Source organism: Dongia rigui (assembly GCF_034044635.1).
Lineage (GTDB): Bacteria > Pseudomonadota > Alphaproteobacteria > Dongiales > Dongiaceae > Dongia > Dongia rigui.
This window is the reverse complement of record NZ_JAXCLX010000004.1, coordinates 387,623-412,067: the sequence shown is the minus strand read 5'-3', so window position 1 is coordinate 412,067 and position 24,445 is coordinate 387,623. Positions and strand designations below refer to the sequence as shown.

The window sequence follows — 24,445 nt, the reverse complement described above, 5'->3', positions numbered from 1 at the left end:
GTCTCATGACGGATCAATCCAACGACAAGATCTCTCGCCGCCAGACCCTGGCCGCCTTGATCGCCGCCGGCATGGTGCCGGCCGTGGCGCGCCCGGCCGATGCTGCAGGCGCACCGGATTTTGGCGCCTTCAATGCTGCCTTCGCGCAAAAGATCGTGCTGCCGGCGTTCGATCATCTGGTCGAGATCACGGCAGCCTTTGCCAAGACCGCCGATGCCTTCGCCGCCACGCCCGATGCTGCTGGCCTCGAGGCGGTGAAAAAGGGCTTCAACGATGTTGCCGATGCCTGGGCCTTGACCCAGCAGTTCCGCATCGGCGCCCTGGCGCAGGAGCAGCGCGCGGAGCGCTTCGCCTATTGGCCGGAACGGCGCAACGTCGTCGAAAAGCAGATCAACGCCTTGCTGGCCGGCAAAGGCCAGGACGGCTTGGCGCCCGACCAATTGGCCAATGGCAGCGTCGCCGTCCAAGGCCTGCCGGTCCTTGAGCGCATTCTCTATGGCGAGGACAAGGGTCAGCACTTGCTGGCGGGCGACGAAGCGGAACGGCGCCGTGCCATCGTCGTGGCGATCGCCCGCAACCTCAAATCGATCGCCGCAGACGCGCAAGGCATTTGGGCTGCTAACATCAAGGATCCGGCCAAGGCCGCGAACATCTTTGCCGCCAATCCAGGCGAAGGCATCGCGCAAGCCTACACCAATCTCCTCACCATCACCCAGATCGTGGCCGATCAGAAACTCGGCGCGCCCCTGGGCGGTGCCGATGCCGCCAACGCCAAGCCCAAGGCGGCGGAACAATGGCGCTCGGGCAGGTCTTTGCGAAACATTCAGCTCAACCTCGAGACCGCCAGGAACTCGGTCTTGGCGCCGGGGGGCTTTGCCGATCTTCTGCCATCCGACCAAGCCGCCCTCCAGGACAGCGTCACCAAAGCTTTCGATGACGCCATCGCCGCCACCAAGGCGGCTGGCAGTGATCTTTCCGCCGCCGTGACGCATCAAGATCACCGCAAGCCGGTGACGGCGCTCCTGGTCAAGGTCAACCATCTACGCGATCTGCTGCGCCAGCAAATGCCACCGGCCCTTGGTGTGACCCTGGGCTTCAACGAGTTGGACGGCGATGGCTCCTGACGATCGGGGCTTGCAGAGGAACCCTGCCTGCGCTCTCATCAAGAGTGATCGAATAGGTGGGGGCACGGGCCATGACGACTCATGATCGGCATATCGCTGAGCGAAAGAGACTGCCGCGCCGACATGCGCTGGCACTGCTCGGTGGCGCGGGTCTCGCCGCTTTGGCACCCCGCCATGGATTTGCAGTTTCCTTTGATTTTGCCGGCTTTAATCGGCGCTACATCGCTGAAGTCATTGTTCCCCGCTTCACCAGACTGGCAGCAACATGCGCGGCATGGAGCGAGCGAATTGCACCGGCCGTGCACCAGCCTTCGGCAGGCAAGGTCGATATGATGGGCCGCCGAGATGACGAGATCTGGGACAATTGGATGGCGGCGGAGCCCTTCATGTACCTCCCCGGGCCATCACAAAAGCGTGAGATGGAGTTGGCCGGATGGGCGCGCGGACCTGCTGGCCTGTATCAGGATGTGGACGCCCTACTTGCGCGTTCGACACCTGAAGATCTGTCGCCGGAGCTGGTTCGGACATCTCTCATTGGACAGCACAGCCTTGAGGTCATGGATCACCTTCTGCTGCCTGATGGTAAGGACGCACACATCATGCATGACTTCTACGTGGCGGAGAACGGCCCGACACGCACGAAATTGCTGCAAGTACTCGTCGACCATATGCAATCCGAAGCGGCAGCAGCAGGACAGGCTTGGGCCAAAATCGCCGAGATGGAACGGCCAGCGGGTATAACCCCGCGCCGGATGACGGCTCAGTTCCTGGGCGCTCAGATCAATGTGCTGGGGAGGTTGCTCCGGCGCGAACTCCGGCCCGTCCCGTTTGCACTTGGGCACGGGGATGAGGTGGCGTCGGATGCGCGACGCGAGAGTGGCCTCATCAACGCTCTGGAGGTTGTTAATACGTCGCTCCAGTCGTCAGCCGGTTTTGGCGCATTGTTGCGAGACGATCAGAGTGCGCTGAAGGCGTCGCTGCTCAGCACCAGCGCGACAGCGCTCAGTCTTGGGTATGAGGCGGGTGGCTATCCCGGCTGGGTGTTGCGAAGCGGCGGGCACTTTGGCATGTGCTGCTTTTGCACGACTGACATGATCGAGGATGAACGCAAGCGCGCGGAGGCGCGGAGCGAAAAAATCAGACTTCAGTTCGACGATCTGCGCCGCGCGGTCGCTGATCTACGCAAACTCATGCAAACCGACTTAGCTGAGGCCATCAGCCTCGTCCCGGATCTGAAAGAGACATGAGCATCGATCGTTTCCTGAAGCGCCGCGCGCAGGCGCTCGATCATCGGGCGGAGATCCCGGCGCATCTCCTGGCCGTTGGCGACAATGCCGGTGGCAAAGCGACATTCGCGGCGATTGCGGTCAGCGACAGCGGGCGTCAAGTGTGGCGCCAAGCACTCGGCTGGCGGGCACATGACGTGATCGCCGATCCGGCGCGAGAAATCTGCGCCATCATCGGCCGCAAGCCGGGGCACGAGGCACTGCTGTGCGACCTGGCAAGTGGCGAGGCGCTGCGCAGGTTGCACCCGCTGCCGGGCTGCACATTCGACGGCCATGCCGTCTTTTCAGGTGATGGCGCCAACCTCTATACGACGCAAAGCCAGGGCAAGGCGCAGATCGGCCATGTCGTGATCTATGACGTCGCCAGCGGTGCGATCGCCCACAGCTTTTCCAGCCAGGGCATCGAGCCGCATGAACTGCTCTGGGCCGATGCGAAGACGCTCGCCATCGGCAATGGCGGCATACTCGACCGCAATTCCACCGACCCCATCACGTCGAGCCTGGTGTGGCTCGATGCTGCAACCGGCGACCTCCTGGGCAGGGTGGTGCTCGACGAAGACAATGAAACCTTGTCGCTGCGGCACATCGCGCGCCTTGGCGATGGCCGGGTCGTGTGCGGCGTCCAGGACCAGGATTTTGCGACCGGTCTGCGACCGTTGGTGTTCCTTGCCGATTCCGCTGGGCGTGTCACTGCCCTCGATCTACCAGCCGCCGTTCACCGCCGCCTCATGGGCTATATCGGCAGTGTCGCCGTCGATCCCAGCGGTGCCTATATTTGCGCGACCTCACCGCGCGGGGGGCTGGCGGTCGTTTGGTCGGCGATCGATGGCCACTATATCGACACCATCGATCTCCCGGATACCTGCGGCGCCGCCGGCGGCCCGGGGGCAGGGGACTTCCTGCTCAGTTCCGGACATGGTGCGCGCCTGCCGATCCATATCGATCCGGTCGAGGGCATCGTCGCCCTGCCGGAGGCGCTGCGCCTCGATCCCCTGCAATGGGACAACCACCTGTCGCTGGTCCGCGGCTGACCCGCTCCATGCCGGTGCTGGAGACTAACTAAGTTGTCCTGCGTCGAGTACGGCCTGACGATCTGCGGCCGCTTTTTGCGCTCGATTGAGATGCCGGTATCGACCGCTATTTTTCTGAGGGTCCGCTGACCCTCTTGGAGACAAAGGCGAAACTCGACTGGTTCCTCAAGTGCGGTGACGTGATCCACCTCTGCTCTGCCGGTTCCAATTTGCCGACAATGCGGATTGTTCAATCTGGAAAAGATGATGAGGCTTTCTTAGCGTCCACAAAACGTTGTGTCGACGCGAGACATATCTCTTTTAGTAACTGACTTCTCTGTTCGTCGATTTCCTCGTAGTAAGGGCTGATGACGTAACAGTCGTTGGCAGATCTACATCTCGTCTCAGTTGATGGGGAGAGTGTGTTCGTTGTGTTTGGGAAACGCAGCCGCGGGCGCCACTCTCTCTTCGCCCGCGCAGAGTCTTTGTGTGAAGGGCATTTGTCAAAGCATTTGCGACTCTCCTTAAAGTAGAACCAGAAGCGCTCACTGATCGACGTCCAGCGTTCGATCACTTCGGTATGCCACTGCGCAAGTTGTTTTGCCGATTGACTAGGATCTGGCAGATCCCGTGGATTGGCACCTAGAGTCCGCTCCACTTTGTCGATAGTGAATGCGGCCAACGCAACATCGGGCATCGCTTGCCAGAGTAAAGGCGGAATCAGCAAGCTTGAGAATCTGGTGCTTTGCTGGGGGCCAATTTCCTCTATGTCCTGGTCGTGGCTTGAGACAAAGACGGCAGATCTGATCTCGGTAAGTTGTTTGTCATCACAAAAGTCTGAAGGCAAAAGGGGCCGCCCTTTCGCAAAGGTGAGGCCGATTGACGCCATCATTGTCTGCACGAACTCCGAGCAAAATGGACCTGCGTGCGTCACTCGAACGAATTTGCGGTATATATCTGTCAGAAGAGCGGCTATCCGTGGAGAAAGAAATCCGAGCGCCGCAGGAATGCGAGAATAATCATATTGTCGATAGAGCGCCGCTTCCAAAGGCTTCTCGATAGTCGCAAAGGAGATGCCGGTGCTTTGGTCTTTTACGCGCAGGACCGTCGCCGCACGACAGTTCTGCAATGGGACAAGAATCGTCGAAACTCCGTTACGTCGGCAAAAGATCATTATGGGTTCGGAATTTAACCGGTCTTTCCAGCGGTGAGTGACACTCCGGAAAGTGATCGCCGCATCGGATTCGACGAGCAGACTAGGCGCTAGAAAGAGGGCGGCGTGGGAGTATTTGCTCCTGCGACGTCGGTCCAGCGTTTGGATCGCGTTTATCGCAATTGATTGCCAAGTTTTCTCGCTTGTTAACAAAATGTCGAATGGACGAACTTCGGCTAGATCGAGATAGAGTTCGGGCATCACCGCGTCTCCCTTATAGAGAGTCAGTTCAAAAGGTCGAGGTGCGATAAATGGGAGATTTATATTGTATCAATATACTAAAAAGGGCATATAGATATCAAGGGAATTGCAAGGTGGAGTCATGGCTGACGGCGCACGCTCTTCTTCCTATGGGGGTGATATTTGGGACGTCATGATCGCAGCGCTTGTCTTGCTCGTGGTGATCGGAATCATTGGATGGATCATTTACTTCGGCGTCTCTAGCGAAAAACAAGCCAATTGCGTCCTAATCCTGGTTATGTCTGGGGTACTTGGCTGGGGTGCTGGTATACTTGCAACGCCCTATACCGCTGGAGAGTCGAAGCGCTTGCTCGGCGTCGGCAAAACCGTTTCTGCCATTCTGACCGGGTATCTCCTCGGCAAGATTGATCGAGTTGTCGATGCTGCGGTCTTTGGTGTGGATGGAGACGGCGTGGACGGTACCGCGCTGCAGATGGTCGCAATCGCAGTGAGTTCGTTCATTACAACCGCCGTCGTGACTTATGTCACGCGATCCTATGTGTGGACCAAGCAGCGTGGGACATAGTTAAGACCTGTCCCGGAACGCCGCCATGCGCGCCAGCATCATGGTGATGTGGTTGCGCCGGATATAGCCCACGGCTTCGAAATCGTTGATCTCCAGCGCGCGCTGCGTTTCTTCCAGTTCGTGGAGAAAATGGGTGACCTCGTCCCGCATGTCGGCCTCGCTCATCCAGCCGAACCAGAAACGGTCCGTCTGGTGATAGAGGATCTCGATGAAATCGCGCAGCATGCGCGAGCCGATCACATTGTTGACGACATTGTGGAAGCGCTCGCACAGCTCCGAAAACTCGGCGAGCGGTATGGCGCTGCGTTTGGCCAGCATGGCCTTGACGCGTGCGTGCAATGACTTCAGTGCCGCAAGATCGGCGTCCGATAACGGGCGCGGATTGGTATGGCCGATCATCGCCGCCAGCTGGCAGCGCAGGTAATAGGCCTGGTCGATCTCGGTGCGGTCGAGATCGGTCACCGTCACGCCGACGCCGTTCTTGATGCTGACCAGTCCATCCGTTGCCAGGCGCTGCAGGGCCTGGCGCACGGGCGTGCGGCTGAGGCCGAATTCCGTCGCCAGTTCCGATTCGCTGAGGCGCGTGCCCGGCGCGTAGAGGCGCGTGGCGATGCGCTGGCGCAATTGCTCATAGATCTGGGTCGGCGAAACCCCGTTGCGCCCGCCGGCTGCGGCGGCGGTCTTGCTGGGTCGTGCGACCGCCTTCTTGGTGCTGCCGTTCTTGCGCATGGTCGAAATGAAACCTCGGATTCTTTGTCTGATCCCTCTCTATCCTGCCAGCCGGGCCTGTCAATAGAGCTGTATATAGCTGTGCCGATGCGTGCGTGGTTTTGCGCACTGGATTTGGCGGCGAAATGACGTCCATACTCCGCCATCTTCTGGGGCGGGTAAGCGAAACATGGATGAACACGTCGCCGGCATTCTTGCCGCAGCCGAGCATCCCGTGCTCAAGCGCTTGATTGCGCTCTGGGACGAGAAGCGCGCTGGCCGGGTGTGGCCGAGCCGTGCGGATTTCGATCCTATCGAGATGAAATACGCGCTGGGCGACATCAGCCTTTACGATGTCGAAGAGAATCCGCGCCGCTATTGGTGCCGCCTCGACGGCACGCGGCAGGTCGAGCTGTTCGGGGTCGATTGTTCGCAGCGTTATCTCGACGACTGCTTTCCGGCCGATTATTACGCCCTGGCGGTCGAGAGCTACGGCCGCACCGTTGCCGAGGGGCGGCCCCAATACTATCAGCGCAAGGTGCCCTATGCCGGCCGCATCATCCGCTACGAGTTCGTGGTTCTGCCGCAATCCTCGGACGGCGCCAAGGTGGACCAGCTGATGGTCGTGCTGACCCCGCATTGGGACTGATTCAGCCCGGAAAGGGCGCTGAACCCTCTTTTGCCCCGATTCTGTGCGCGCTATCACGCCGAACTTGTGTTGCGGGTCACTGCGGAAATCCCGGCCAACCCTTAAGTCTCAAGGCAAGGGAGCAACGACGCTCCATCCGGTTGGGAAAGGGATCAGATCATGAAACGCATTCTTCTTGTTGCCGCCTTCACGTTGGTGAGCCAGGCCGCTGTCGCGCAGACCTATCAGCCTTACCAGCAGGCCGGTGCCAACACCTACAACCAGGATCTGGCCGAGTGCCAGGCCTATGCCAATCAGGTGAGCCCGGTGCAGGACGCCGCGGTCGGTGCCCTGGGTGGCGCTGCCGGCGGTGCCGCCTTGGGTGCCCTGTCTGGCGCCCTCTTCAAGGGCGTCTCGGTCGGTGAAGGTGCGGCGGTCGGCGCCGCTGCCGGTGGCGTTCTGGGCCTGGCTGGCGGTGCCTATACCGGGACCCAGAACCAGAAGCAGGTGCTCAACAACTGCATGCGTGGTCGCGGCTACAGCACCTACTACTAAGTTCATTGAAATCCCGCCCATTTTTGGGCATTCGGCGGGGCCTCGTTCACTTAAATTTGAGTGTGCGGGGCGGCAGGGAACCGCTCTATAATGCGTGTGATTTGACGCTATCTGGCAAACCGGACCCTCATGGGCTGGTGCCGGGACGAGAAGCAGGAAAGGACAACCGAGATGAAGCGTATTGTGGCGGTCGTGATGACGGCGTCGATGCTGGCAGCGTGCTCCAGCTACAGCCAGCCGATGGTCGACACCAAGGGGGTCGATCAGTCGCGCTATTCCCAGGACAATTACGAGTGCGAGCAATACGCCAACCAGGTCAGCCCGGTCGGTGATGCCGCTGTCGGCGCCGTGGGCGGTGCCGCCGCTGGTGCAGCACTTGGTGCCATCACCGGCGCCCTGGTGGGCGGTGTCAGCGCCGGCGAAGGCGCTGCCTTCGGTGCCGCTTCCGGTGGTGCCTTGGGCCTTGGCGGCGGTGCGGTCACCGGCGTCCAGAACCAGCGCGATGTCTATCGCCGCTGCATGGCTGGTCGGGGCTACAACGTCCTCAACTAACCTCCGGATTTTTCAAGAAAACCCCGCTGCGGCCTCGGCCGAAGCGGGGTTTTTTTGTGACCTTCCGGTTTCGCCGTGCTTTTTCCTTGCAGAGGCGGGGGATTGGTCTTTATTTGCAGTGCAGCAAAGGCCTGCCAGCAGGTTGGCCGCAGCCCCGAAAAAGAGACCATCATGGATATCAGCAAGATCAAGATCGGCGAGAACCCGCCCTACGACCTCAACGCGATCATCGAGATTCCGCTCGGCGGCACGCCGGTGAAATACGAGCTCGACAAGGATTCCGGGGCGATGTTCGTCGACCGATTCCTCTACACGGCGATGTTCTATCCCGGCAATTACGGCTTCATCCCCCACACGTTGGGCGGCGACGGCGATCCCTTGGACATCATCGTCCTTGGCCCCACCCCGGTCGTCCCGGGCGCCGTGGTGCGCTCGCGCCCGGTGGGCTGCCTGATGATGGAAGATGAAGCGGGTGGCGACGAGAAGATCATCGCCGTCCCCGTCGACAAGCTGCATCCCTTCTATTCGAACGTCAGTTCGTACCGCGACCTGCCTGAGGTCCTGCGCGAGCAGGTCCGCCATTTCTTCAGCCATTACAAGGATCTGGAGAAGGGCAAATGGGTCAAGTTCTCGCGCTGGGCAGAGCCGGAAGAGGCGGTCGACCTCATCCGCAAGGCGATCGAGGCCGGCAAGAAGTAAGCAATATTCGGAATAAATATTGCGCAAAACGCGCATATTTGTTGCGTAATTCTTGACTTCAGGTCGATCCTGTGCACAATGGGAAGCGCGCGATCTGGATCTTCCAGCGCCGCTTCCCCTGCACAGGAGGTGGGGGCAAAGCTGGCTTTGCGGAAGGTGACGCCCGCAACCCGAGCCAAGGAGGGTGATTAAGAACCATGACTCCACCGGCGATAAGACCTGACAATCTGGCTACCACAGCAGATTGATATCTCTCATCTGAGAACCAGGGATACCGAGGGGCCTTTTCCCGGACAGCAGTCCAAGGCCTGAGGGCGGCGGCGAAACGAGGGTTCTCCTCAATCCCGATCCGTCCATTTAGATCCCTGCGACATCTAAAAGCGAAACTCGCCGGGCCGAGGCCGCGGCGGGTTTCATTTTTTGGCCCTGAAGTCTTTCCCTTGGCCGCACACGCCGGGCATAGTGCGAACAGCGCACAGATAAAAAAGATCAGGGGCAAGGATGGCGGCGTTCGATCTTACCGGACAGGTGGCTCTTGTGACCGGTGCCTCCGGCGATCTCGGGCGGCATTTCGCGGCCGTTTTGGCGGAAGCGGGTGCAGCCGTGGCGCTCATGGCGCGGCGCGGCGACATCGTTGCGGCCGAGGCGGAGAAGCTCCGCGCCCGCGGCTTCAAGGCGGCCTCCGTTACCGGCGACATCACATTGCCCAAGGGCCTCAACGCCGCCTTCGCCGCGGCCGAGAGCGAGCTGGGGCCGATCTCGCTCCTCGTCAACAATGCCGGCGTGTCGCTCACCACACCGTCGCTGGAACTCGAGGACAAAGATTGGGACCAGGTCATGGACACCAATCTCAAAGGGGCCTGGCTCGCAGCCCAGGAAGCCGCGCGGCGCTGGATCGGCGCCAAGCGCCCTGGCAACATCATCAACATTGCCTCGATCCTGGGCCAGCGTGTCGCCAGCCAGACGCTGCCCTATGCCGTCTCGAAGGCCGGCATGATTCAAATGACCAAGGCCCTGTCGCTGGAATGGGCGCGCCACAACATCCGCGTCAATGCCTTGGCGCCGGGCTATATCCGCACCGCCCTCAACGATGACTTCTTCAACACCGAAGCCGGCGCCGCGCTGGTCAAGCGCATTCCGCAACGGCGGCTGGGTACGCCTCAGGATCTCGACGGCCCGTTGCTGCTGCTGGCCGCCGACGCCTCGCGCTACATGACCGGTACCGTCTTGACGGTCGACGGCGGCCATCTCAATTCCAGCCTCTAGAAAGCCCTACCCATGGATTTCTCGCTCAGCCCCCGCGCTGCCGACTATGTCCGCCGCATCGATGCCTTCCTCGATGAGCACGTGATCCCGCTGGAAAGCGAGCGTGCGAGCTTCGATGCCGGTGAGAACATCCGCGAGGAACTGCTGCAGCAACTCCATGCCAAGGCCCTGGCGGCGGGCCTGTGGAACTTCCAGCTGCCGGAACATCTCGGCGGCAAGGGGCTCAAATTCACCGAGCTTGTGCCGATCTATGAAGCCGCCGGCCGCTCCATCTTCGGCCCCACCTGCTTCAACATCGCGGCGCCTGATGACGGCAACATCCATCTCCTTGCCCGCGTGGCGACGCCCGAGCAGCAGCAGCGCTGGCTGATGCCGATCGTCCATGGCGAGGTGCGCTCCTCCATCGTCATGACCGAGCCGGCGCCGGGCTCCGGCTCCGACCCCGCCGGCATGATGCGCACCACGGCCGAGAAGCGTGGCAACAAATGGGTCATCCGCGGCCACAAATGGTTCATCACCGGGGGCGAGGTGGCCGAGCATTTCATTCTCCTGGCCCGCACCTCCGACGATCCGCGCCGCGGCTTGACGGCCTTTCTCTTCGACCGCAGCCAGCCCGGCTGGCGCATCGAACGCCGCATCCCGATCATGGGCCCGGAAGAACATGGCGGCCATTGCGAGCTCATTTTCGACGGTCTTGAGATCGACGATGCCGACCGCTTGATGGGGGTGGGCGAGGGGTTGAAGGCCGTGCAGATTCGCCTCGGCATTGCCCGCCTCACGCATTGCATGCGCTGGCTGGGCCTCTCCAAGCGCTGCCTCGATATCGCGGTCAAGCATGTCGGCACCCGCGAAGCCTTTGGCACCAAGCTGATGGAACATGAAGGGGTCCAGTGGATGCTGGGCGAAGCGGCGATGCAGGTGCAGATGGGGCGCTTGCTCACCTTCAACGCCGCCTATCAGCTCGATCTCGGCCACCGCGCCCGCAAGGAGGTGTCGATGGCCAAGGTGGCGGTGGCCGACTGCCTGCACAAGGCCGCCGATACCGCGATCCAGCTCCTTGGCGCCAAGGGCTATTCGAAGGACACGATCCTCGAATGGATCTATCGCTATGCGCGCCAGGCGCGCCTGGTCGACGGCGCCTCGGAAGTGCATAAGATGGTGCTGGCGCAGCATCTCGCCAGTGAAGGCGCCGATTTCTGGAAATGGGGCTAAAGCATCGTGCTGGCAAACAAGATCCCTGCCATTGCAGACTTCCTCCGCCGTGAAACCGGCGCGCGCGACGTTGCCGTCAAGCTCGTCGGCCGCCTGGGCGGCGGCGCCATCCAGGAGAACTGGGCCACCGACATCGACATCGACGGCAAATCTGTCGCGGCCGTGCTGCGTGCCGACGCGCCATCGGGCATCGATGAAAGCTGGGGCAAGGAACAGGAATTCGCCCTGCTCAAAGTGGCGCATGCAGCTGGCATGAAAGCGCCGCAGGCCTTGTGGCTGGAGCCGACGGGCAGTGTCATTGGTCAACCCTTCCACATCACCGCGCGCCTCCCGGGTTCGGCCGATCCGCGCAAGCTCGTGCGCGCGCTGGAGGAAGAGGAGGGGGATGCCCTCGCCCGCGAACTCGGCGCGGAGCTTGCCAAGCTGCACCGTCTGACACCCGCCAAGTCGCCTGCCGAACTGGCCTTCCTGCCGCAGCCGCCCGCCGACATCGTCGCCGCGCGCCTCGCCGAGTTTCGCCACCGCCTGGATGCATTGCCGGAAGCGCAGCCGGTTCTCGAATGGGCGATCAACCGCCTTGAAGACGAAGCATCCACTTACGCGCGCGGCCCAGATGCGATCCGCCTCTGCCACCGCGACTTCCGCACTGGCAACTACCTGGTCGAAAATGCGCATCTGGTGGGCGTGCTCGATTTCGAGTTCGCCGGCTGGTCGGACCCATATGAAGACTTCGGCTGGTTCTGCGCCCGCTGCTGGCGCTTCGGCATGTATGGGGCTGAAGCCGGCGGTGTCGGTCAACGTGCCGCCTTCTATGCCGGCTATGAAGAGGCGGGCGGCGACACAGTCGATGACGGCAAGGTTCGCTTCTGGGAGCAGATGGCTGCCTTGCGCTGGGCCATCATGGCGCTGGAGCAGGCGGAGCGGCACCTCTCTGGGCGCGAGCGATCGATCGAGCTGGCGCTGACCGGCCTGGTCGCATTGGAAATGGAATACGATCTGCTGGTCGATCTGCGTTTGCCCGGTTTCAAGCCCGCGCCGAAGAAGCGCCAGGAAGATGGAGACGCAGCATGAAGCAACGCCCCGGTGCCGAAGCCCTTCTCGATGCAGCACTTGCGACCTTGCAGGAAGATCTGCTGCCGACATTGAGCGGCCGGCAGAAATTCCAGGCCGCCATGATCGCCCGCGCAATTTCTGTGGCAAAGCAGGATATGGCCAACGCCGCGAACTCCCGCCACAGCGAACTGCAAAGCCTCTCGCGCCTCTATGGCCGCGATGTCGGCGACGACCTCACCGCCTTGCGCCGCCAACTCGCCGCCGACATCCGCGCCCGCCGCTTCAAACCCGGCACAGCGGAAGAAACGCGCCTCATCGATCACCTGGTCGAAACCACGACCACCGAACTCCGCCTCACCAACACCAAATACCTCGCCCAACGCCAACGCGGCCGGGGGGCGGAATCAGCGGTGTAACCCCCTCTCCCCAACCCTCCCCCACGTAGGGGGGAGGGAGCCCTATCCAGTTTCGCGAGAGCGACTGCGTTCAAGCTGGCTAGAATTCCCTCCCCCCTACGTGGGGGAGGGCTAGGGAGAGGGGGCGCGTAGCGACCGCTCCTCAAACCTTCTCCGCCCAATAATCCGCATAGATCTTCTGGCTGTATTCCGCATGCTCGATGCGAAACCCAGCGCGTTCGATGAGGCCGGCCATGATCCAGGAATAGGTGCTGTGCTCGTCGCGGATATGGGTTGCCACCTCAGCGCGGTCATACCCGGTGTTATGGCCCATCCAGGTGATCCATTCCTCGGCCACGGCCGGCATCTCTGCTGGGTCGCAGACGAAGACGACGTCGCGCAGGAACAACCGGCCGCCCGGCTTCAAGGCGCGGTTGAGCCGGGCGAGCGCCACGCCTTTCCACAGGTCGGGCAGGTGGTGCAGGGCAAATTTTGACAGGGCGACGTCCAGCGATTCCGGGGCGATGGCATGGCTCAGGAATCCCGCGTGATGCGGGATGACACGGTCGGTACCCAGCGCCTTGGCCCGGGCCATGGTTGTTGCCAGCATCTCGGCCGAGACGTCGACCACGTGCACTGTCGCACCCAGCCGCGCCGCTTCGCATGCCATGAGGCCAGTGCCGCAGCCGATATCGGCGATGACCTGCCCCGGACCGACACCCATCCGCTCGAGCAGTTCGCGATCCGCAGTGGGATCCCCGCCTTGCCTTTCATCATAGCTGGCCACCTGGGCTGGGTCGGCAAAATCAAGACCAACCTGGCGCATGTCGACATAGTACCAATCCGGGCGTTCCATCGGTGATCTCCGTTTGCACTCGTCTCCAGGCTAGGGACACACCGCGATGCCCGTCAATGCGATGAGCCTTGCGTCAACGGCATCCCCATCGATCTTGGTTGCATGCCGGCGGTTGGCTGGGCCCTTGCGGAAGGGGCCGTTCGTCCACCACTATTCGTCCAGCAGAAAAGGGCAGAGGTCGACCATGAACTATCTCATCGTCTTCGTGGGCGCTGGCGTTGGCGGCGCCATGCGCCATGGTATCAACACGCTCACCATGCGCGCCCTAGGCCCGGACTTTCCCTGGTGGACGCTCATCATCAATATCATCGGGTCGCTGGCGATGGGGCTCGTCGCCGGGTACTTCGCCTTGAAGGGCGAAGCGGATCAGGCGTGGCGGCTATTCCTCACCACCGGCATCCTTGGCGGCTTCACCACCTTCTCGGCGTTCTCGCTCGACACGGCGATGCTCTACGAACGCGGGGCGATCGGCCAGGTGGCCTTCTATGTTTGTGCATCCGTGTTGCTCTCGATTGGCGCGGTCTTCCTTGGCCTCGCGGTCATGCGGTCCAACCTCCCGTGACAGCCGCTCTCAAAGGATCATTGTCCTCGACGGTACAGATTTGACGGCGAAAGATGTCGCTGCTGTCGGAGAAATTTCGCCAAGGCTTAATAACATCCCAGGATGTTCTTAACGAAGCCGCCGGTATGATCAGGCGGTCCAAGGCATATGAGGTGGCGACTGATGAGTCGCGTATGGTTGATAAAGCGATTGCTCGCATTTCTGCTGTTGATGCCGACAGCGGGGCTGGCTCAGGCCGATGCCGGAATGCACGTGGTCTTCGTCACGCATGGCCAGCCCAGTGACCCCTATTGGACGATCATCCAGAACGGCATGAACGACGCCGCTGAAAAACTCGGCGCGACAGTCGAGTACCATGCACCGCCAGGGTTCGACATCGCGCAAATGAATGACTTGATCAACGAGGCGATTGCATCGCGCCCTGATGGCCTTGTCGTATCGATCCCCGATGAAAAGGCCCTGGAGCCAGCCGTCAAAGCGGCGACGACCGCGGGGATTCCAGTCATCATCATCGATTCCGGCAGTCCCTCCCTGGCCAAGAAGCTGGGGGCGTTGTTCTTCATGGGCCAGTCGGAATTCGGCGCCGGCATTGAAGCCGGGCACCGCGCGCGGGAGCTCAATATCAAGCATGCGGTCTGCATCGATCACGAGGTCGGCAATGTCAGCCTTGAAGCACGTTGCCACGGCTTCAGCAGTGGTCTTGGTGCCAATGTCCCGGTCCTCGAGACGACCTTGCGGGCCGGCGCAGTGCAGCGTGACCTTGCCGATTATCTCACGGCGAACCCGCAAACGGATTTCGTCCTGGGTTTGGGCACCGTGGTCGCTGAATCCGCCATCGATGTGGTGCAGAACCTGCCGGCCGATCGCCGGCCGCAAATCGCCGCTTTCGACATCTCGCCCAAGGTTCTCGCCGCCATTGCCGATGGGCGCATGACGTGGACCATCGACGCGCAGCCCTATCTGATGGGCTACGTGCCCGTCGTCATGTTCGATCTCCTTAAGCGCTACAAGCTGCAGCCGGTCGTGCCGGACGGCCTCTATGCGACGGGGCCGAGCTTCGTGGAAAAAGCCGACGCTATCGCGCTGCAAGCCCTGATGCCAGGCGTGCGCTAGGCGCGGGCGTCAGCCCCACTGATCCTTAGCGCCTTGTCTCTTGCCCAGGCGCGCCGGGTTCGTGATGGTGGGGACCGGGATGTTCGGCGACGGCCGGCCGTAGAGCCAACCCTGGCCCAGGTCGGTGCCGAGCTCCAGCAGGCATTTGTGCTGGTCTTCCTTCTCGATCATCTCCGCCACGGTCTTGATGTTGAGGCAGCGGCAGGTCGTCAGCACGCCCTGAACGATGGCTCGTTCGCGCAGGGATTCCGTGATGCTGCGGATATAGGCGCCATCGATCTTCACAAAATCGACCTGCAATTGCTGAAGATAGGGCAGGGACGAGGCACCGGCACCGAAATCGTCGAGGCAGACCTGGTGGCCGGCGCTCCGCAGATGGTCAACCGCGCGGGCCGCTTTCGGCAGGTCTTCAAGCTTTGCCGATTCCGTCACCTCGACAATGAGATTGCTGCGCTGCTTGCCCAGCTTCGCCGCCAGTTCATCGAACATGCTGATGAAATTGTCGTTGAGGAGCGACCGTGCCGACATGTTGATGGCAAGGTGCAGATCGCGTTTCTGTGCCGCTGACTGCGCGATCCGGTTGATGGCGCCAAACGCCACCGCCAGGTCGATCTCATGGACGATGTTGATCTCTTCGGCGAACATGATGTCGGCGAAGGGCGAACGGCCGTCCTCGAAGCGCAGCAACACTTCATAGTGATGCGGGCTGCGGTCGGCCAGGTGCACGATCGGCTGGAAATGCAGGTTGATGCGGTGCTGGTGGATGAGGTCGCGCATCGCAACGACGCGACTGAGAACTTCCGCCGTCATGCGCTTGAAGTACTGGTCAGCCGCGGTCACATCGAAATTGTTGACGCCTTCGCTTGAGAACTTGTTGACGACGTAAGAAAGGATGCTCTCGACATCATCGTCGCCCAGGGAGCTGCCATGGAAAGAAATGGTCTTGCTGCTGGCATGCATCGTTTCCGGGTCGAGGTCATAACTGTCGCCGACACGGTTGATGGCGTCGACGATCAGGTCGGGGGCGGCACTTTCCAGATGCGTCACGCCGAACTTGCCGTCGCCGAGCTTGGCGGCGGAATCGGGATCCAGCGCATGGAGCTTCAACTGGGCGCCGATTTCGGCCATCAGTGATTCAGCGCGTGCCGCGCCCATGACGCGGTTGAGCTCCTCGATCTCGCAGATCTCCAGCAGCGTCAGGCAGGCTGACTTGCCCGACTGGCGGGCCTCGCGCACGGTACGCGATGCGGCATAGGTGAATTCGACCGCCTCAGTGAGGCCGGTGACCCGGTCGCGCCGGCGGGCGCCGCTATGCGGGATGGCATTGAGCGCCGCGCTGCTGATGCTCAGGAAGAAATGGGGACCGTCCTTCTTCAGGGAGCGGTTAATGCAGGTCGAAATGGTCAGCCGTTTTTCAACACCGCCTTCGGTGCGGGGGGCGCCGCCCTCATCGGCCAGCACCAAGTTCAGATCGCGCCGCCGTTGACCGGGCAAAAGGTTGCGCAGCGCCGTCTTCAGCAAGATGGCGTCAGCGGTGGTGAGCAGATTGGCGAGCGGCCGGCCGGTTAATTGAGCGGTATCCACGCCGAGGATCGATTTTACGGCCCCGCCAGCCCACAGCACCTTGGTCGTGTCGTCCATTTCCAGCAGCACGTCGGCATTGGAAAAGGCGAAGCCGACAAAGCGGTCCCGTTCCTCACGCAATCGATCTGTCAAATGAACGGCCATCGCCCCCAGCCTGCTCCGATTGGAATGGAATGAAAGTGTGTCCGCTTTTAACCTTCTTTTCGGGCCTGATATTCGGCGATTCATCGTTAACAAGGGATGAAGCGGAGCGGTAAAAACGCCTAAGGAGATATGAAAATGAACTTATTTTCTCGGGAAAGGCGTGAAATTCTCATGCCGTTATCCTTGGCAGCGGCGCGTCGGCGCGCTATCCATGGGCGAAACTTTCTCCAGGGAGACATAAATGCGCAAAATTCTGACCGGGCTGGCAGCCGGGCTGATGGCCCTCGCCATGGTCCTGCCGCTCCAGGCCAAGGCCGACGAGGCGAAATCCCTTTTGGATCAGATTCTCGACCGCGGCACGCTGCGCGTCGGCACGACCGGCGACTATCCGCCTTATTCCGAGCTCGACCCCTCGAACAACACCTATAAGGGCTACGAAATCGACGTCGTCACCCAGCTCGCCGCCGATCTCGGCGTGAAGGTCGAGTTCGTCCCGACCACCTGGGAAACGCTGGCGGCCGGCATCCAGGCCGGCAAGTATGACGTCGCTGCCTCCGGCATCACGCTTACCCTCGATCGGCTGAAGAGCATCGGCTTCTCGGCGCCCTATCTCGATTCACCGCTGGTGCCGCTGGTCCAGGTCGAGGACGGCGCCAAATACGCCGCCTGGCGCGACCTCGACAAACAAGGCATCCGCATCGCCGTGCAGTCCGGCACCTCGGCCGAGGAATCGGCCAAGAAGAACTTCACCAAGGCCGAGATCGTCCCGATCGTGGCCCCGGCGCTCGACTATCAGGAACTGCTGGCCGGCAAGGTCGATGCCGCCATCACCGACACCGTCTTCATCAAAAAGGCGCTGGCGCAGTATTCGGACAAGCTCGTCGCCGTCGATCCGACCCATGCCATCGAAGGCCAGCCCAACGCCATGATGACGGTGCGCGGTGACTATATCTGGCAGAACTGGCTCGATACCTGGATCGGCATGAAGGCCCAGTCCGGCTTTTTCGATGCCCTCTTTGCCAAATGGATCGCGGGTAGCTGAGCTGTCCTCGATCGCGCGTGACGAAATTGGTCCAGTTCACATGAACTGGACCAATTTTCTTTTAGAATGCGGGCATTTCTCGGTCACTGGCGGCATAGAAGGCTTGTAGGCGGGTAAAGGCCACCGAACCTTCGTTCAGTCCCATGAAGCGCCGCGGATTATCAACCAAGATCGCGTGTATCTCTGTATCGCTCAACTGGCAGTCCTCTTGCAGGAAGTGGACGATCGATTGCGCATACAGCCGGTAGTCCTTGACGATACCGGTCATGATCCAATCAGTCCCGAACATCAGTCTCTTCAGCTCGGGGTCAAATTGGCGAATGAAATCCCTCATGTTTTGGGCTAGTGCCGTGCGCGCGTTCCTGTCGCGAACAAGTGCTTCCGACCAGAAGCTGAGGTCGGCATAGACCGATGAGTCGCGATGGGCCGCCACGTACGCCCCCAGATTCCACTCCCAACTCGCTGCCGGCATATTCACCTCGGTCGTGCCGGCGGACTTCGCCTTGAAGCGGCCGAAATGCGCCAGGCAAACACGTAAATGGGGATGATTGTCGAAGACCGGTCGCCAGTAATAGGGGTCGGCTCGCAACTCATACCCAACGTGCGAGCTGTTCGAATCCGTAGCGTGAGCCAGGATCGGCGCATCGAACCTCTCACACAAGCGATACAAGTCTTCCAGTGATTGATCGAGTTCGGCGCCGACGTTGCCCAGTTTCCGGCGGACATGCAGCGGGAAATCCTCCTTTGTGCTGCTGTTGTTGTCCCACGGTTTGAAGCCCATTGGCGGATAGAGCTTGACGCCTAGGAATCCATGCTGAGTCAGTGCTTCTCTCACGACGGAGAGGGGATCGAACTCGGCTTCGGGCAAGCCGTGCCGAAAATAGGCAGCACGCAGCGGGTCGAACGCGATGTACCCATGCACTGCGACGTCCCGGCGTTGTGCTGCAATCAGACCCATAACGCGCGCCTGATCAGGTAGCTTGGATTCCACTGTTTGCTGCAACCAGCAAGAAAAGTCGATTGTAGCCGGCGCCATGAGCAGTGGCTCTGCACCCAACGCGCGCTGATCCCTAACCCACCGATCAATCAGCGCATGACGATACATTTTAAAGAGCGCGAACCAGCGCAACACTCGTCCGACCAAGCTATTAGATAGGAAGGCGTTAGCCGCGATAGCACCTAAGCCTCCCAGCCGTGCTTGTGGCGCCAAACGCATCATGTTGGATTCAAAATCTGAAGGTGGGGGCGAGCCACCTGCCTCAAAAAGATCGGCGCGCAGGTCCGCCTCACCGTCGCGCGCTGATGCGCCTTGCTCTTGCACCTCAGCGTTGCGCTCCAAATAGCTCGTCAACCGACGGACGAACAGTCTTTCTACACCGCTTTCGCTGCTGCCGGGAGCTGGCGCGGCACGTCCCTGCAGCACACGAATTTCTGCAGCAGCCGTGGGTGCTCGCTCAACACCGAGCAGCCAGGTTAGCAACCCTATCAGCGCATCGACATAGTCAGCATTGCCCAACTTCTTTGCGTCGTCGCTGTCGGCGGGTAGATCAAGCTTTAGTAGGACCAGACGGATGAAGCGTTCGACCGGCAGATCGCTGGCGTTGAATGCGTGGGCATGAACGTCGATCAGTTCCGCCAATTGCGTTGGTATCTGAGGCAACCTCAGCTGGCATGCACCCACAAGCGATGCAGCCAGCAACGACGCACCGCCACCCAGGAAATGCCGTCTGTCGGTCCCTAGCGCGCGGAACATCTTCATGGTGTCTGGAAGAGATTCTGGATCAGCAGGTCCGTGACTGGCGCGCTGTTCCGCCGTCCGGAGAAGTCCTGGCTGGGCAAAGCTGGCTTTGGCGCTGTGGGTCCCATGAATGACCACTGCATGGCGTCAACCGATATCGATTCAATTGCGGCACCTTTCAGGGCTGCCCGACTTTCCTCATCCTGTGTTTGAAAGGCGACATCTTGTACAGCGGTAGCATCCAGGTAGCTGGTGAGGATCGTATTGTCTGGAACTTTGTCAGGTACTGCTTTCGACATGGAGACGACAAGAGCATCGCTGGTGTCGGCTTTGTCCTTTCCGACCGCAGCCGATCCACCCGGCTTCTTCTTCGCAGCTTCCACAGTCTTGCCGTATGCGGCCTGCACTTTCAGAAAGTAATCGGTCGCGTCTACCAAGCGGTCGACGAGTGTGGGGTCCTTTGCCAACGAACCTAGTTTGGCAACTAAGCTGTTCATGGCTTTCTCGTCCAGTGATGGTGGCTGAAACGGGGGCACTGGTTGAATCAGGAGAGCAGCAGCGGATGCACTTAGGGCGGCCTTGGGCGTCATAGCCTTATAGGTTTTGAGAAGGTCCGATTTGCTCTTGTCGCCGGTCACTTCCCAAGTCGCCATTCTGGCGTTTGTCTGGCTTTCCGTATCGACGGCCATTGCTTGGAGAGCCGACAGCCGATCGTAATCCTCGGCCCTTGCAAACTGATAGTCGCCGATAGTTCGGTCGACGTGTAGCTTCAAGTCATTGACGCCGGTCGAAGCCTTTGCTGCCAAGCGCTGGGCATCATCCTCCCCCACGCATCCGCACAGCATGATGGCCAGCATTGTGGCCGACAGATGCAGCGTCGCCGTGTTCATATCTGTCTCCCGTCAAAATGTGCCGATGCCAGTGATGATTGCGGCATTGCCGAGGATTTGGCCCAACAACTCGGCGGGAATGCCACCAGCACCGTAGGCAGCGAGGGCATCGACGATTGGTTTGAGTAGCTCCTTGTAGTTCTTCGCCGTGAGCGTCGCGATATCGATGTCGAGATTGCGCTGCGCTTGAATCACTCGGTAGTTCAGCAGCACGACTGGAATTCGCCCGCTGTCCCAGGATTGGGCATAAGCGGTCAATGCCGCCACGACGCGGTAATAGTGTTGAGAACTGGCCTTGAAATCTGTCAGCGAGGTGCGATCTGTCTGTGTGCCCGGATGCTCGATGGGCTCCAACTTGCCCAATTCCTCCGCTGCGACTTTGTCCAAACGGATCTGTTCCAACAATGCATGGAGCCTCGCCTTTAACAGTTGGATGTTGATCCCACCGAAGCGCGCCTGAGCCTCAGCAATGTCGGCACGCTGCCTCAGCTCAGCGATCGCCATGATTTCCGCATTTAATCTCTCCAGCAGACCAAGGATCTTGGCGTCGCGCTCAACGCCAATGATCGCACGCGCAACGTCCAGGATGAGGGGATTGGCTTCGCCATCCTTACCCACTTGGATGCCCGATTTTCCGGCCTCGCAGGCAATGGTCGTCAGCTTGTTCTTATCTGCGCCCTCGACGGGCTTCTCGGTGTTGGCGACAGCGTTTACGGCATCCGTCCTTGCGGAGCTGTCGCCTGCCGCATCGCTGCCTTTCTCGTCACTTGCGCTGAAGGCGAGCAACTCGGCTCCCAAACCACATTGTGTGTAGGTCAACAGGGTTTTCCAGCCAGCCGCTTGAGCCAGCGCATTTACCTCTGGTACCGTCTTTTTAAACCTTTCTATCGCGTTCTGAATGGCTGACTTGTCATTCTTCTTAAGAACGCTGCTTAATAATTTCTCGAGATCGGCGCGAGTTTTCTCGGCATCCCGAATGAAAGTCTGCCTCTGAGCTAGCTTGGCATAGAGATCGGCGGCGGATCTGGGAATGCTGCCCGCTGAATCTGGCAGTTTGTCTTCAGCGCCAAGGCGCCTTAAAAACTCAGCTCGCTCACCCCAGGCTTCTCGGCGTTCCTGGCAGTGCAGGCTTAGGCTGGCCTTGTTGCGCTCAAGGCGTGCTTGAAATTCAGCTGCGGTTTCGTTGTCTCGGTCAGTCGCGGATTCTGGTGCAAGAATTTGCAATGGCAGAACCATCGATGATGCATTTGCTTTGGCAACCTTGGCGTCCTCGCAGGTCCAAGCTGGAATCTCAATGTCGCCCTGATGCGCTGTTTTGATCGCGTAGATGGAGCGCAAACCTTGAATAAACTGGGCGACGGCAGATTCCCGTTCGTTGGCTTTGGCGAAAACGCTTTCCAAATGCTTGGCGCTGATGGTGCCGGGGACATCCGCCAAAAGCGTCGTCTTGCCGTTGGTGAGCGCCGAAATGTCTGCCTGAATAATGCTGTGGAAACGGGTGGCAGCGCCGTTTACGCGTGCGTCGCTCAGCTCGCCGGGAAAGGGCTCAATCAAGCCGACCAGATCGGCGTTGCGCGTCGCGATCACGGCATCTGCGGCCGCACTGTCTTCCTTGTCGGCAATCTCTTTTGCATCCGCTATCAGGATTTTGTAGCCGGCCTCCACATCCAGAGCATTGACGGCCTTCTGAACATCCGCCGTCTCCTTTTCGTAAGAGTCTTTATGCAAGTACAGCGGCAGGCAACCGCCTAAGATGCCAGATAGCAACGCGCAAATTAGTAACTGCCGAGCACGACACAACTCCGGCAAAGGTGCCATACGCTCCCCCCGTCATCTTGCCATGTTTCGCCGAAGCGAGTGTTTTAAGTGGAGTAATAGAACACCATACCACCAAAAGTGACAGCCGCAAAACGGGAAGAAGTTAATCATTGGCACGCATGGGTAGGTTGAATTCCCGGCTTGTACTGCTATGACACCACTTTCCGCTTTGATACTTGGCGCTTTTTTCGTGGGAACCGTTCATTGGGCTTATCGTGGACAAATCTTGGGCGGCTGGTTCCGCCCTGGCCTCATGAGGCCGTGAAGTATGCTGCCAAACCTACTGTTGCGCTCTTTGTGCCGCTTGTCCTGAGTGGTTGCGGCGATTGGACGCCGTTGACGCCGGGAACGCCGACCGGTGACAAATATTTCTGGTTCCTGATCTCTGGGTTCCAGTTCACGCTGTTGCTGTCACTCTATGCCATAGTCTGCGGCTCGGTCCTGGGGCTTGCCGGTGCCATTCTGTCGCGCAGCAAGTATCGCCTCGTGCGTCGCGCGGTCTGGCTCTATGTGGAAGGCTTCCGCATGGTGCCGCTCTTCGTTCTGCTGCTGTGGATGTATTACGCGCTGCCGATCGCCATCAGCGAGCTGCCGGACAACCTGCGCTCGCTGCCGGGGCTCGATGCGCTCAGCCAGATGACGCCCTTTACGGCCGCCTGTATCGGCCTGTCGCTGAATGCCGGCGCCTTCCTGGTCGAGATCTTCCGGGCCGGCATTGAAAGCGTCTCCAAGCAGCAGATCGATGCTGGCTTCGCCTTCGGCATGTCGCGGGCGCTGCTCATGCGCCGGATCATCCTGCCCCAGGCCGTCCGCCGCATGCTGCCGCCGATGACCAGCCAGTTCATCTCGATTGTGAAGGATTCATCGCTGGGCGGCGCCATCGGCGTCATGGAGATCACACGCCGGGCGATGCTCTCGCAGACGCAGATCCTGCATCCGATGGAGATCTATACCTTCCTCGCCCTCGAATACATGGCGATCCTGATCCTCCTGACTTGGCTCGCCCGCCATCTCGAGCGGCGCTTCCCGCAGCACGCCTAGTCGAGCAGCTTTTCCGCGCGGTTCATCGGCTCATCGGCGGCCTGGACCAGGGCTTCAAACGCCGCACGCAGCTGCTCGCAGCGCAGGGTCGATGCCTGCGCCAGGACCTTGCCGACGATCTGGTGGCGGGCATGGAATTGGACCATGTCGACCGAAACCTCGCGCGGTAACGAGGCCAGCTTGTCGGCATTGGCCTCGAAGACCGTCATCGGCGGCAAGGCGAGGCTTGCCAGTTGCGCCGTCGGAATGGGCAGATCCTGAATGAGGCTCGCCGTGCCGTCGAACGCCGCCTGGGCCGCCGCGCGGACCGACAGCACTTCGCCCAGCAGAATGGCGAGCAGCGCCTGCATGTCGGCCTCTGCCGCTTTCCTTTCCGCCCGGTTGCGCTGCGTGCTGACGACCAAGGCCGTCAGCCCGGCCAGCGCCAGGAAGGCAATGATCGGAATCTGGATGAGCCAGCCGCGCAGGAGATCTTTGTCCATCGCCGGCTCCGGTGCCGCCGGCGCCTGCTCGATTTCGACATCCTCGGCGGCGGGCTTGGTCCAAATGCCGCTGTTGCGGCCACGGGCCTCGGTTTCGGCCGCATCATAGCGCGCAGCACGTTCCCGCTGATCCGCATTCTGCGAGTTGGTCTGGCGATAGACCGCCGCCATGCCGCCGGCCAGCATCGCTTCGGCGACATCATCCTTGCCGATTCTGCACACGCCGGAGAGATGCCTCGCATCCTCACCGCGATCGAGCACGTCGCAGGTAAGGCGCTGGCCATCGATGAGGGCCTGCAGCGCGACACGTGCTTCCGGGCCCATCGGCACGGTCATCAAGGGTGCGGCGATGCCGTCGAGCTTGAAGATCACGTCGCCAATGGCGATTTCATCGCCATCAATGGCCTGGCCGGTGCCTTCCAAGGTCGGTGGCGTCGGCGCATCGAGCGGTTGAGCTTCGACATTGCCGACCGGAACGGCGGGCGGCGGCGGCTGCAGCGGATTCTTGGTCTTGGCCTCGGCCGGGATGAGGAAGGCTGCGGTGAGGAGGGCGGCTGCCAGGCCGATCTTAATCTTCATTGAAAGTCCTAGATTTTTTCAGCGTCCCTGGGGGCCTTGGTAAAGGGGTGGGGAGGCAGCGTCAATGGGGCTCTGGACAGGACGCTTGAAACTGAATAAGCATTCAATAATTGAACAAGCATTCAGCTT

At 60.7% G+C, this 24,445-nt stretch carries 24 protein-coding genes; 16 read left to right on the top strand and 8 right to left on the bottom strand.

All coding sequences use genetic code 11. The features are described 5' to 3' along the window. Positions 1-5 precede the first annotated feature (5 nt). The 3 genes from SMD31_RS20715 to SMD31_RS20705 all read left to right on the top strand — a co-directional run bounded on the left by SMD31_RS20715 (position 6) and on the right by SMD31_RS20705 (position 3,441). Entirely contained in the window at positions 6-1,124 is a 1,119-nt protein-coding gene (locus SMD31_RS20715) for an imelysin family protein (protein ID WP_320502843.1), read from the top strand. Between the two features lie 71 nt (positions 1,125-1,195). Beyond that, positions 1,196-2,371: an imelysin family protein gene (locus SMD31_RS20710; protein ID WP_320502842.1), complete on the top strand. Its 1,176-nt coding sequence runs from the start codon at positions 1,196-1,198 to the stop codon at positions 2,369-2,371. After that, entirely contained in the window at positions 2,368-3,441 is a 1,074-nt protein-coding gene (locus SMD31_RS20705) for a DUF1513 domain-containing protein (RefSeq protein WP_320502841.1), read from the top strand. The genes SMD31_RS20710 and SMD31_RS20705 overlap by 4 nt, the downstream gene beginning before the upstream one ends. 229 nt (positions 3,442-3,670) lie before the next feature. Here the strand turns inward: SMD31_RS20705 and SMD31_RS20700 are convergent, their stop codons facing one another. Further along, positions 3,671-4,834: a hypothetical protein gene (locus tag SMD31_RS20700; RefSeq protein ID WP_320502840.1), complete on the bottom strand. Its 1,164-nt coding sequence runs from the start codon at positions 4,832-4,834 to the stop codon at positions 3,671-3,673. A gap of 121 nt (positions 4,835-4,955) precedes the next feature. Here SMD31_RS20700 and SMD31_RS20695 point away from each other — a divergent pair, with 121 nt between their 5' ends. Next, a complete protein-coding gene (locus SMD31_RS20695; RefSeq protein WP_320502839.1) occupies positions 4,956-5,399 on the top strand; it encodes a hypothetical protein in 444 nt (147 codons plus the stop codon). Here SMD31_RS20695 and SMD31_RS20690 read toward each other — a convergent pair whose 3' ends face one another. Next, positions 5,400-6,128 carry a GntR family transcriptional regulator gene (locus SMD31_RS20690; protein WP_320502838.1) on the bottom strand — a complete coding sequence of 243 codons (729 nt, stop codon included), beginning with the start codon at positions 6,126-6,128 and terminating at the stop codon, positions 5,400-5,402. It lies immediately after the preceding gene. Positions 6,129-6,297: 169 nt separating this feature from the next. Between SMD31_RS20690 and SMD31_RS20685 the strand changes: the two genes are divergently transcribed. From SMD31_RS20685 to SMD31_RS20650, 8 genes are all read left to right on the top strand, one after another. Then, entirely contained in the window at positions 6,298-6,756 is a 459-nt protein-coding gene (locus SMD31_RS20685; RefSeq protein ID WP_320502837.1) for a PAS domain-containing protein, read from the top strand. Positions 6,757-6,915: 159 nt separating this feature from the next. Beyond that, on the top strand, positions 6,916-7,290 hold the full coding sequence (locus SMD31_RS20680; RefSeq protein ID WP_320502836.1) for a hypothetical protein: 375 nt from the start codon (positions 6,916-6,918) through the stop codon (positions 7,288-7,290). Between the two features lie 171 nt (positions 7,291-7,461). Beyond that, positions 7,462-7,842, top strand: coding sequence for a hypothetical protein (locus tag SMD31_RS20675; RefSeq protein WP_320502835.1), 381 nt, complete (start codon positions 7,462-7,464; stop codon positions 7,840-7,842). A gap of 171 nt (positions 7,843-8,013) precedes the next feature. After that, complete coding sequence (gene ppa, locus SMD31_RS20670) at positions 8,014-8,541, top strand: inorganic diphosphatase (RefSeq protein ID WP_320502834.1); 528 nt, start codon at positions 8,014-8,016, stop codon at positions 8,539-8,541. Between the two features lie 501 nt (positions 8,542-9,042). Continuing rightward, positions 9,043-9,807, top strand: coding sequence for an SDR family NAD(P)-dependent oxidoreductase (locus SMD31_RS20665; protein ID WP_320502833.1), 765 nt, complete (start codon positions 9,043-9,045; stop codon positions 9,805-9,807). Between the two features lie 12 nt (positions 9,808-9,819). Further along, a complete protein-coding gene (locus tag SMD31_RS20660) occupies positions 9,820-11,019 on the top strand; it encodes an acyl-CoA dehydrogenase family protein (protein ID WP_320502832.1) in 1,200 nt (399 codons plus the stop codon). A gap of 6 nt (positions 11,020-11,025) precedes the next feature. Next, positions 11,026-12,090, top strand: coding sequence for a phosphotransferase family protein (locus SMD31_RS20655; RefSeq protein WP_320502831.1), 1,065 nt, complete (start codon positions 11,026-11,028; stop codon positions 12,088-12,090). Further along, positions 12,087-12,488: a DUF6285 domain-containing protein gene (locus SMD31_RS20650; protein WP_320502830.1), complete on the top strand. Its 402-nt coding sequence runs from the start codon at positions 12,087-12,089 to the stop codon at positions 12,486-12,488. Before SMD31_RS20655 ends, SMD31_RS20650 begins: the two co-directional genes overlap by 4 nt. A gap of 142 nt (positions 12,489-12,630) precedes the next feature. Here the strand turns inward: SMD31_RS20650 and SMD31_RS20645 are convergent, their stop codons facing one another. Beyond that, entirely contained in the window at positions 12,631-13,323 is a 693-nt protein-coding gene (locus SMD31_RS20645) for a class I SAM-dependent methyltransferase (protein WP_320502829.1), read from the bottom strand. 184 nt (positions 13,324-13,507) lie between these two features. On the opposite strand from SMD31_RS20645, the gene crcB reads away from it, so the two are divergent. Both crcB and SMD31_RS20635 read left to right on the top strand, forming a co-directional pair. Continuing rightward, positions 13,508-13,885, top strand: coding sequence for a fluoride efflux transporter CrcB (gene crcB / locus SMD31_RS20640; RefSeq protein WP_320502828.1), 378 nt, complete (start codon positions 13,508-13,510; stop codon positions 13,883-13,885). Positions 13,886-14,047: 162 nt separating this feature from the next. Then, positions 14,048-14,998: a sugar ABC transporter substrate-binding protein gene (locus SMD31_RS20635; protein ID WP_320502827.1), complete on the top strand. Its 951-nt coding sequence runs from the start codon at positions 14,048-14,050 to the stop codon at positions 14,996-14,998. Positions 14,999-15,007: 9 nt separating this feature from the next. Here SMD31_RS20635 and SMD31_RS20630 read toward each other — a convergent pair whose 3' ends face one another. Continuing rightward, positions 15,008-16,726 carry an EAL domain-containing protein gene (locus SMD31_RS20630; protein ID WP_320502826.1) on the bottom strand — a complete coding sequence of 573 codons (1,719 nt, stop codon included), beginning with the start codon at positions 16,724-16,726 and terminating at the stop codon, positions 15,008-15,010. A gap of 241 nt (positions 16,727-16,967) precedes the next feature. Here SMD31_RS20630 and SMD31_RS20625 point away from each other — a divergent pair, with 241 nt between their 5' ends. Then, complete coding sequence (locus tag SMD31_RS20625) at positions 16,968-17,768, top strand: transporter substrate-binding domain-containing protein (RefSeq protein ID WP_320502825.1); 801 nt, start codon at positions 16,968-16,970, stop codon at positions 17,766-17,768. A 61-nt stretch (positions 17,769-17,829) separates the two neighbouring features. On the opposite strand, the gene SMD31_RS20620 is transcribed toward SMD31_RS20625, so the two are convergent. The 3 genes from SMD31_RS20620 to SMD31_RS20610 are packed head-to-tail and all read right to left on the bottom strand — an operon-like array spanning position 17,830 to position 22,214. Then, the gene (locus tag SMD31_RS20620) at positions 17,830-19,527 is read right to left on the bottom strand and encodes an amidohydrolase family protein (protein ID WP_320502824.1); all 1,698 of its coding nucleotides are present in this window, start codon (positions 19,525-19,527) and stop codon (positions 17,830-17,832) included. Further along, on the bottom strand, positions 19,524-20,396 hold the full coding sequence (locus tag SMD31_RS20615) for a hypothetical protein (protein WP_320502823.1): 873 nt from the start codon (positions 20,394-20,396) through the stop codon (positions 19,524-19,526). The genes SMD31_RS20620 and SMD31_RS20615 overlap by 4 nt, the downstream gene beginning before the upstream one ends. 12 nt (positions 20,397-20,408) lie before the next feature. Continuing rightward, positions 20,409-22,214, bottom strand: a complete 1,806-nt coding sequence (locus tag SMD31_RS20610) for a hypothetical protein (RefSeq protein ID WP_320502822.1) — start codon at positions 22,212-22,214, stop codon at positions 20,409-20,411. A 261-nt stretch (positions 22,215-22,475) separates the two neighbouring features. Here SMD31_RS20610 and SMD31_RS20605 point away from each other — a divergent pair, with 261 nt between their 5' ends. Continuing rightward, positions 22,476-23,255: an amino acid ABC transporter permease gene (locus SMD31_RS20605; protein WP_320502821.1), complete on the top strand. Its 780-nt coding sequence runs from the start codon at positions 22,476-22,478 to the stop codon at positions 23,253-23,255. Here SMD31_RS20605 and SMD31_RS20600 read toward each other — a convergent pair. Further along, positions 23,252-24,316 carry a thermonuclease family protein gene (locus SMD31_RS20600; protein WP_320502820.1) on the bottom strand — a complete coding sequence of 355 codons (1,065 nt, stop codon included), beginning with the start codon at positions 24,314-24,316 and terminating at the stop codon, positions 23,252-23,254. The two genes, SMD31_RS20605 and SMD31_RS20600, sit on opposite strands and share 4 nt — an antisense overlap. Between the last annotated feature and the right edge of the window lie 129 nt (positions 24,317-24,445).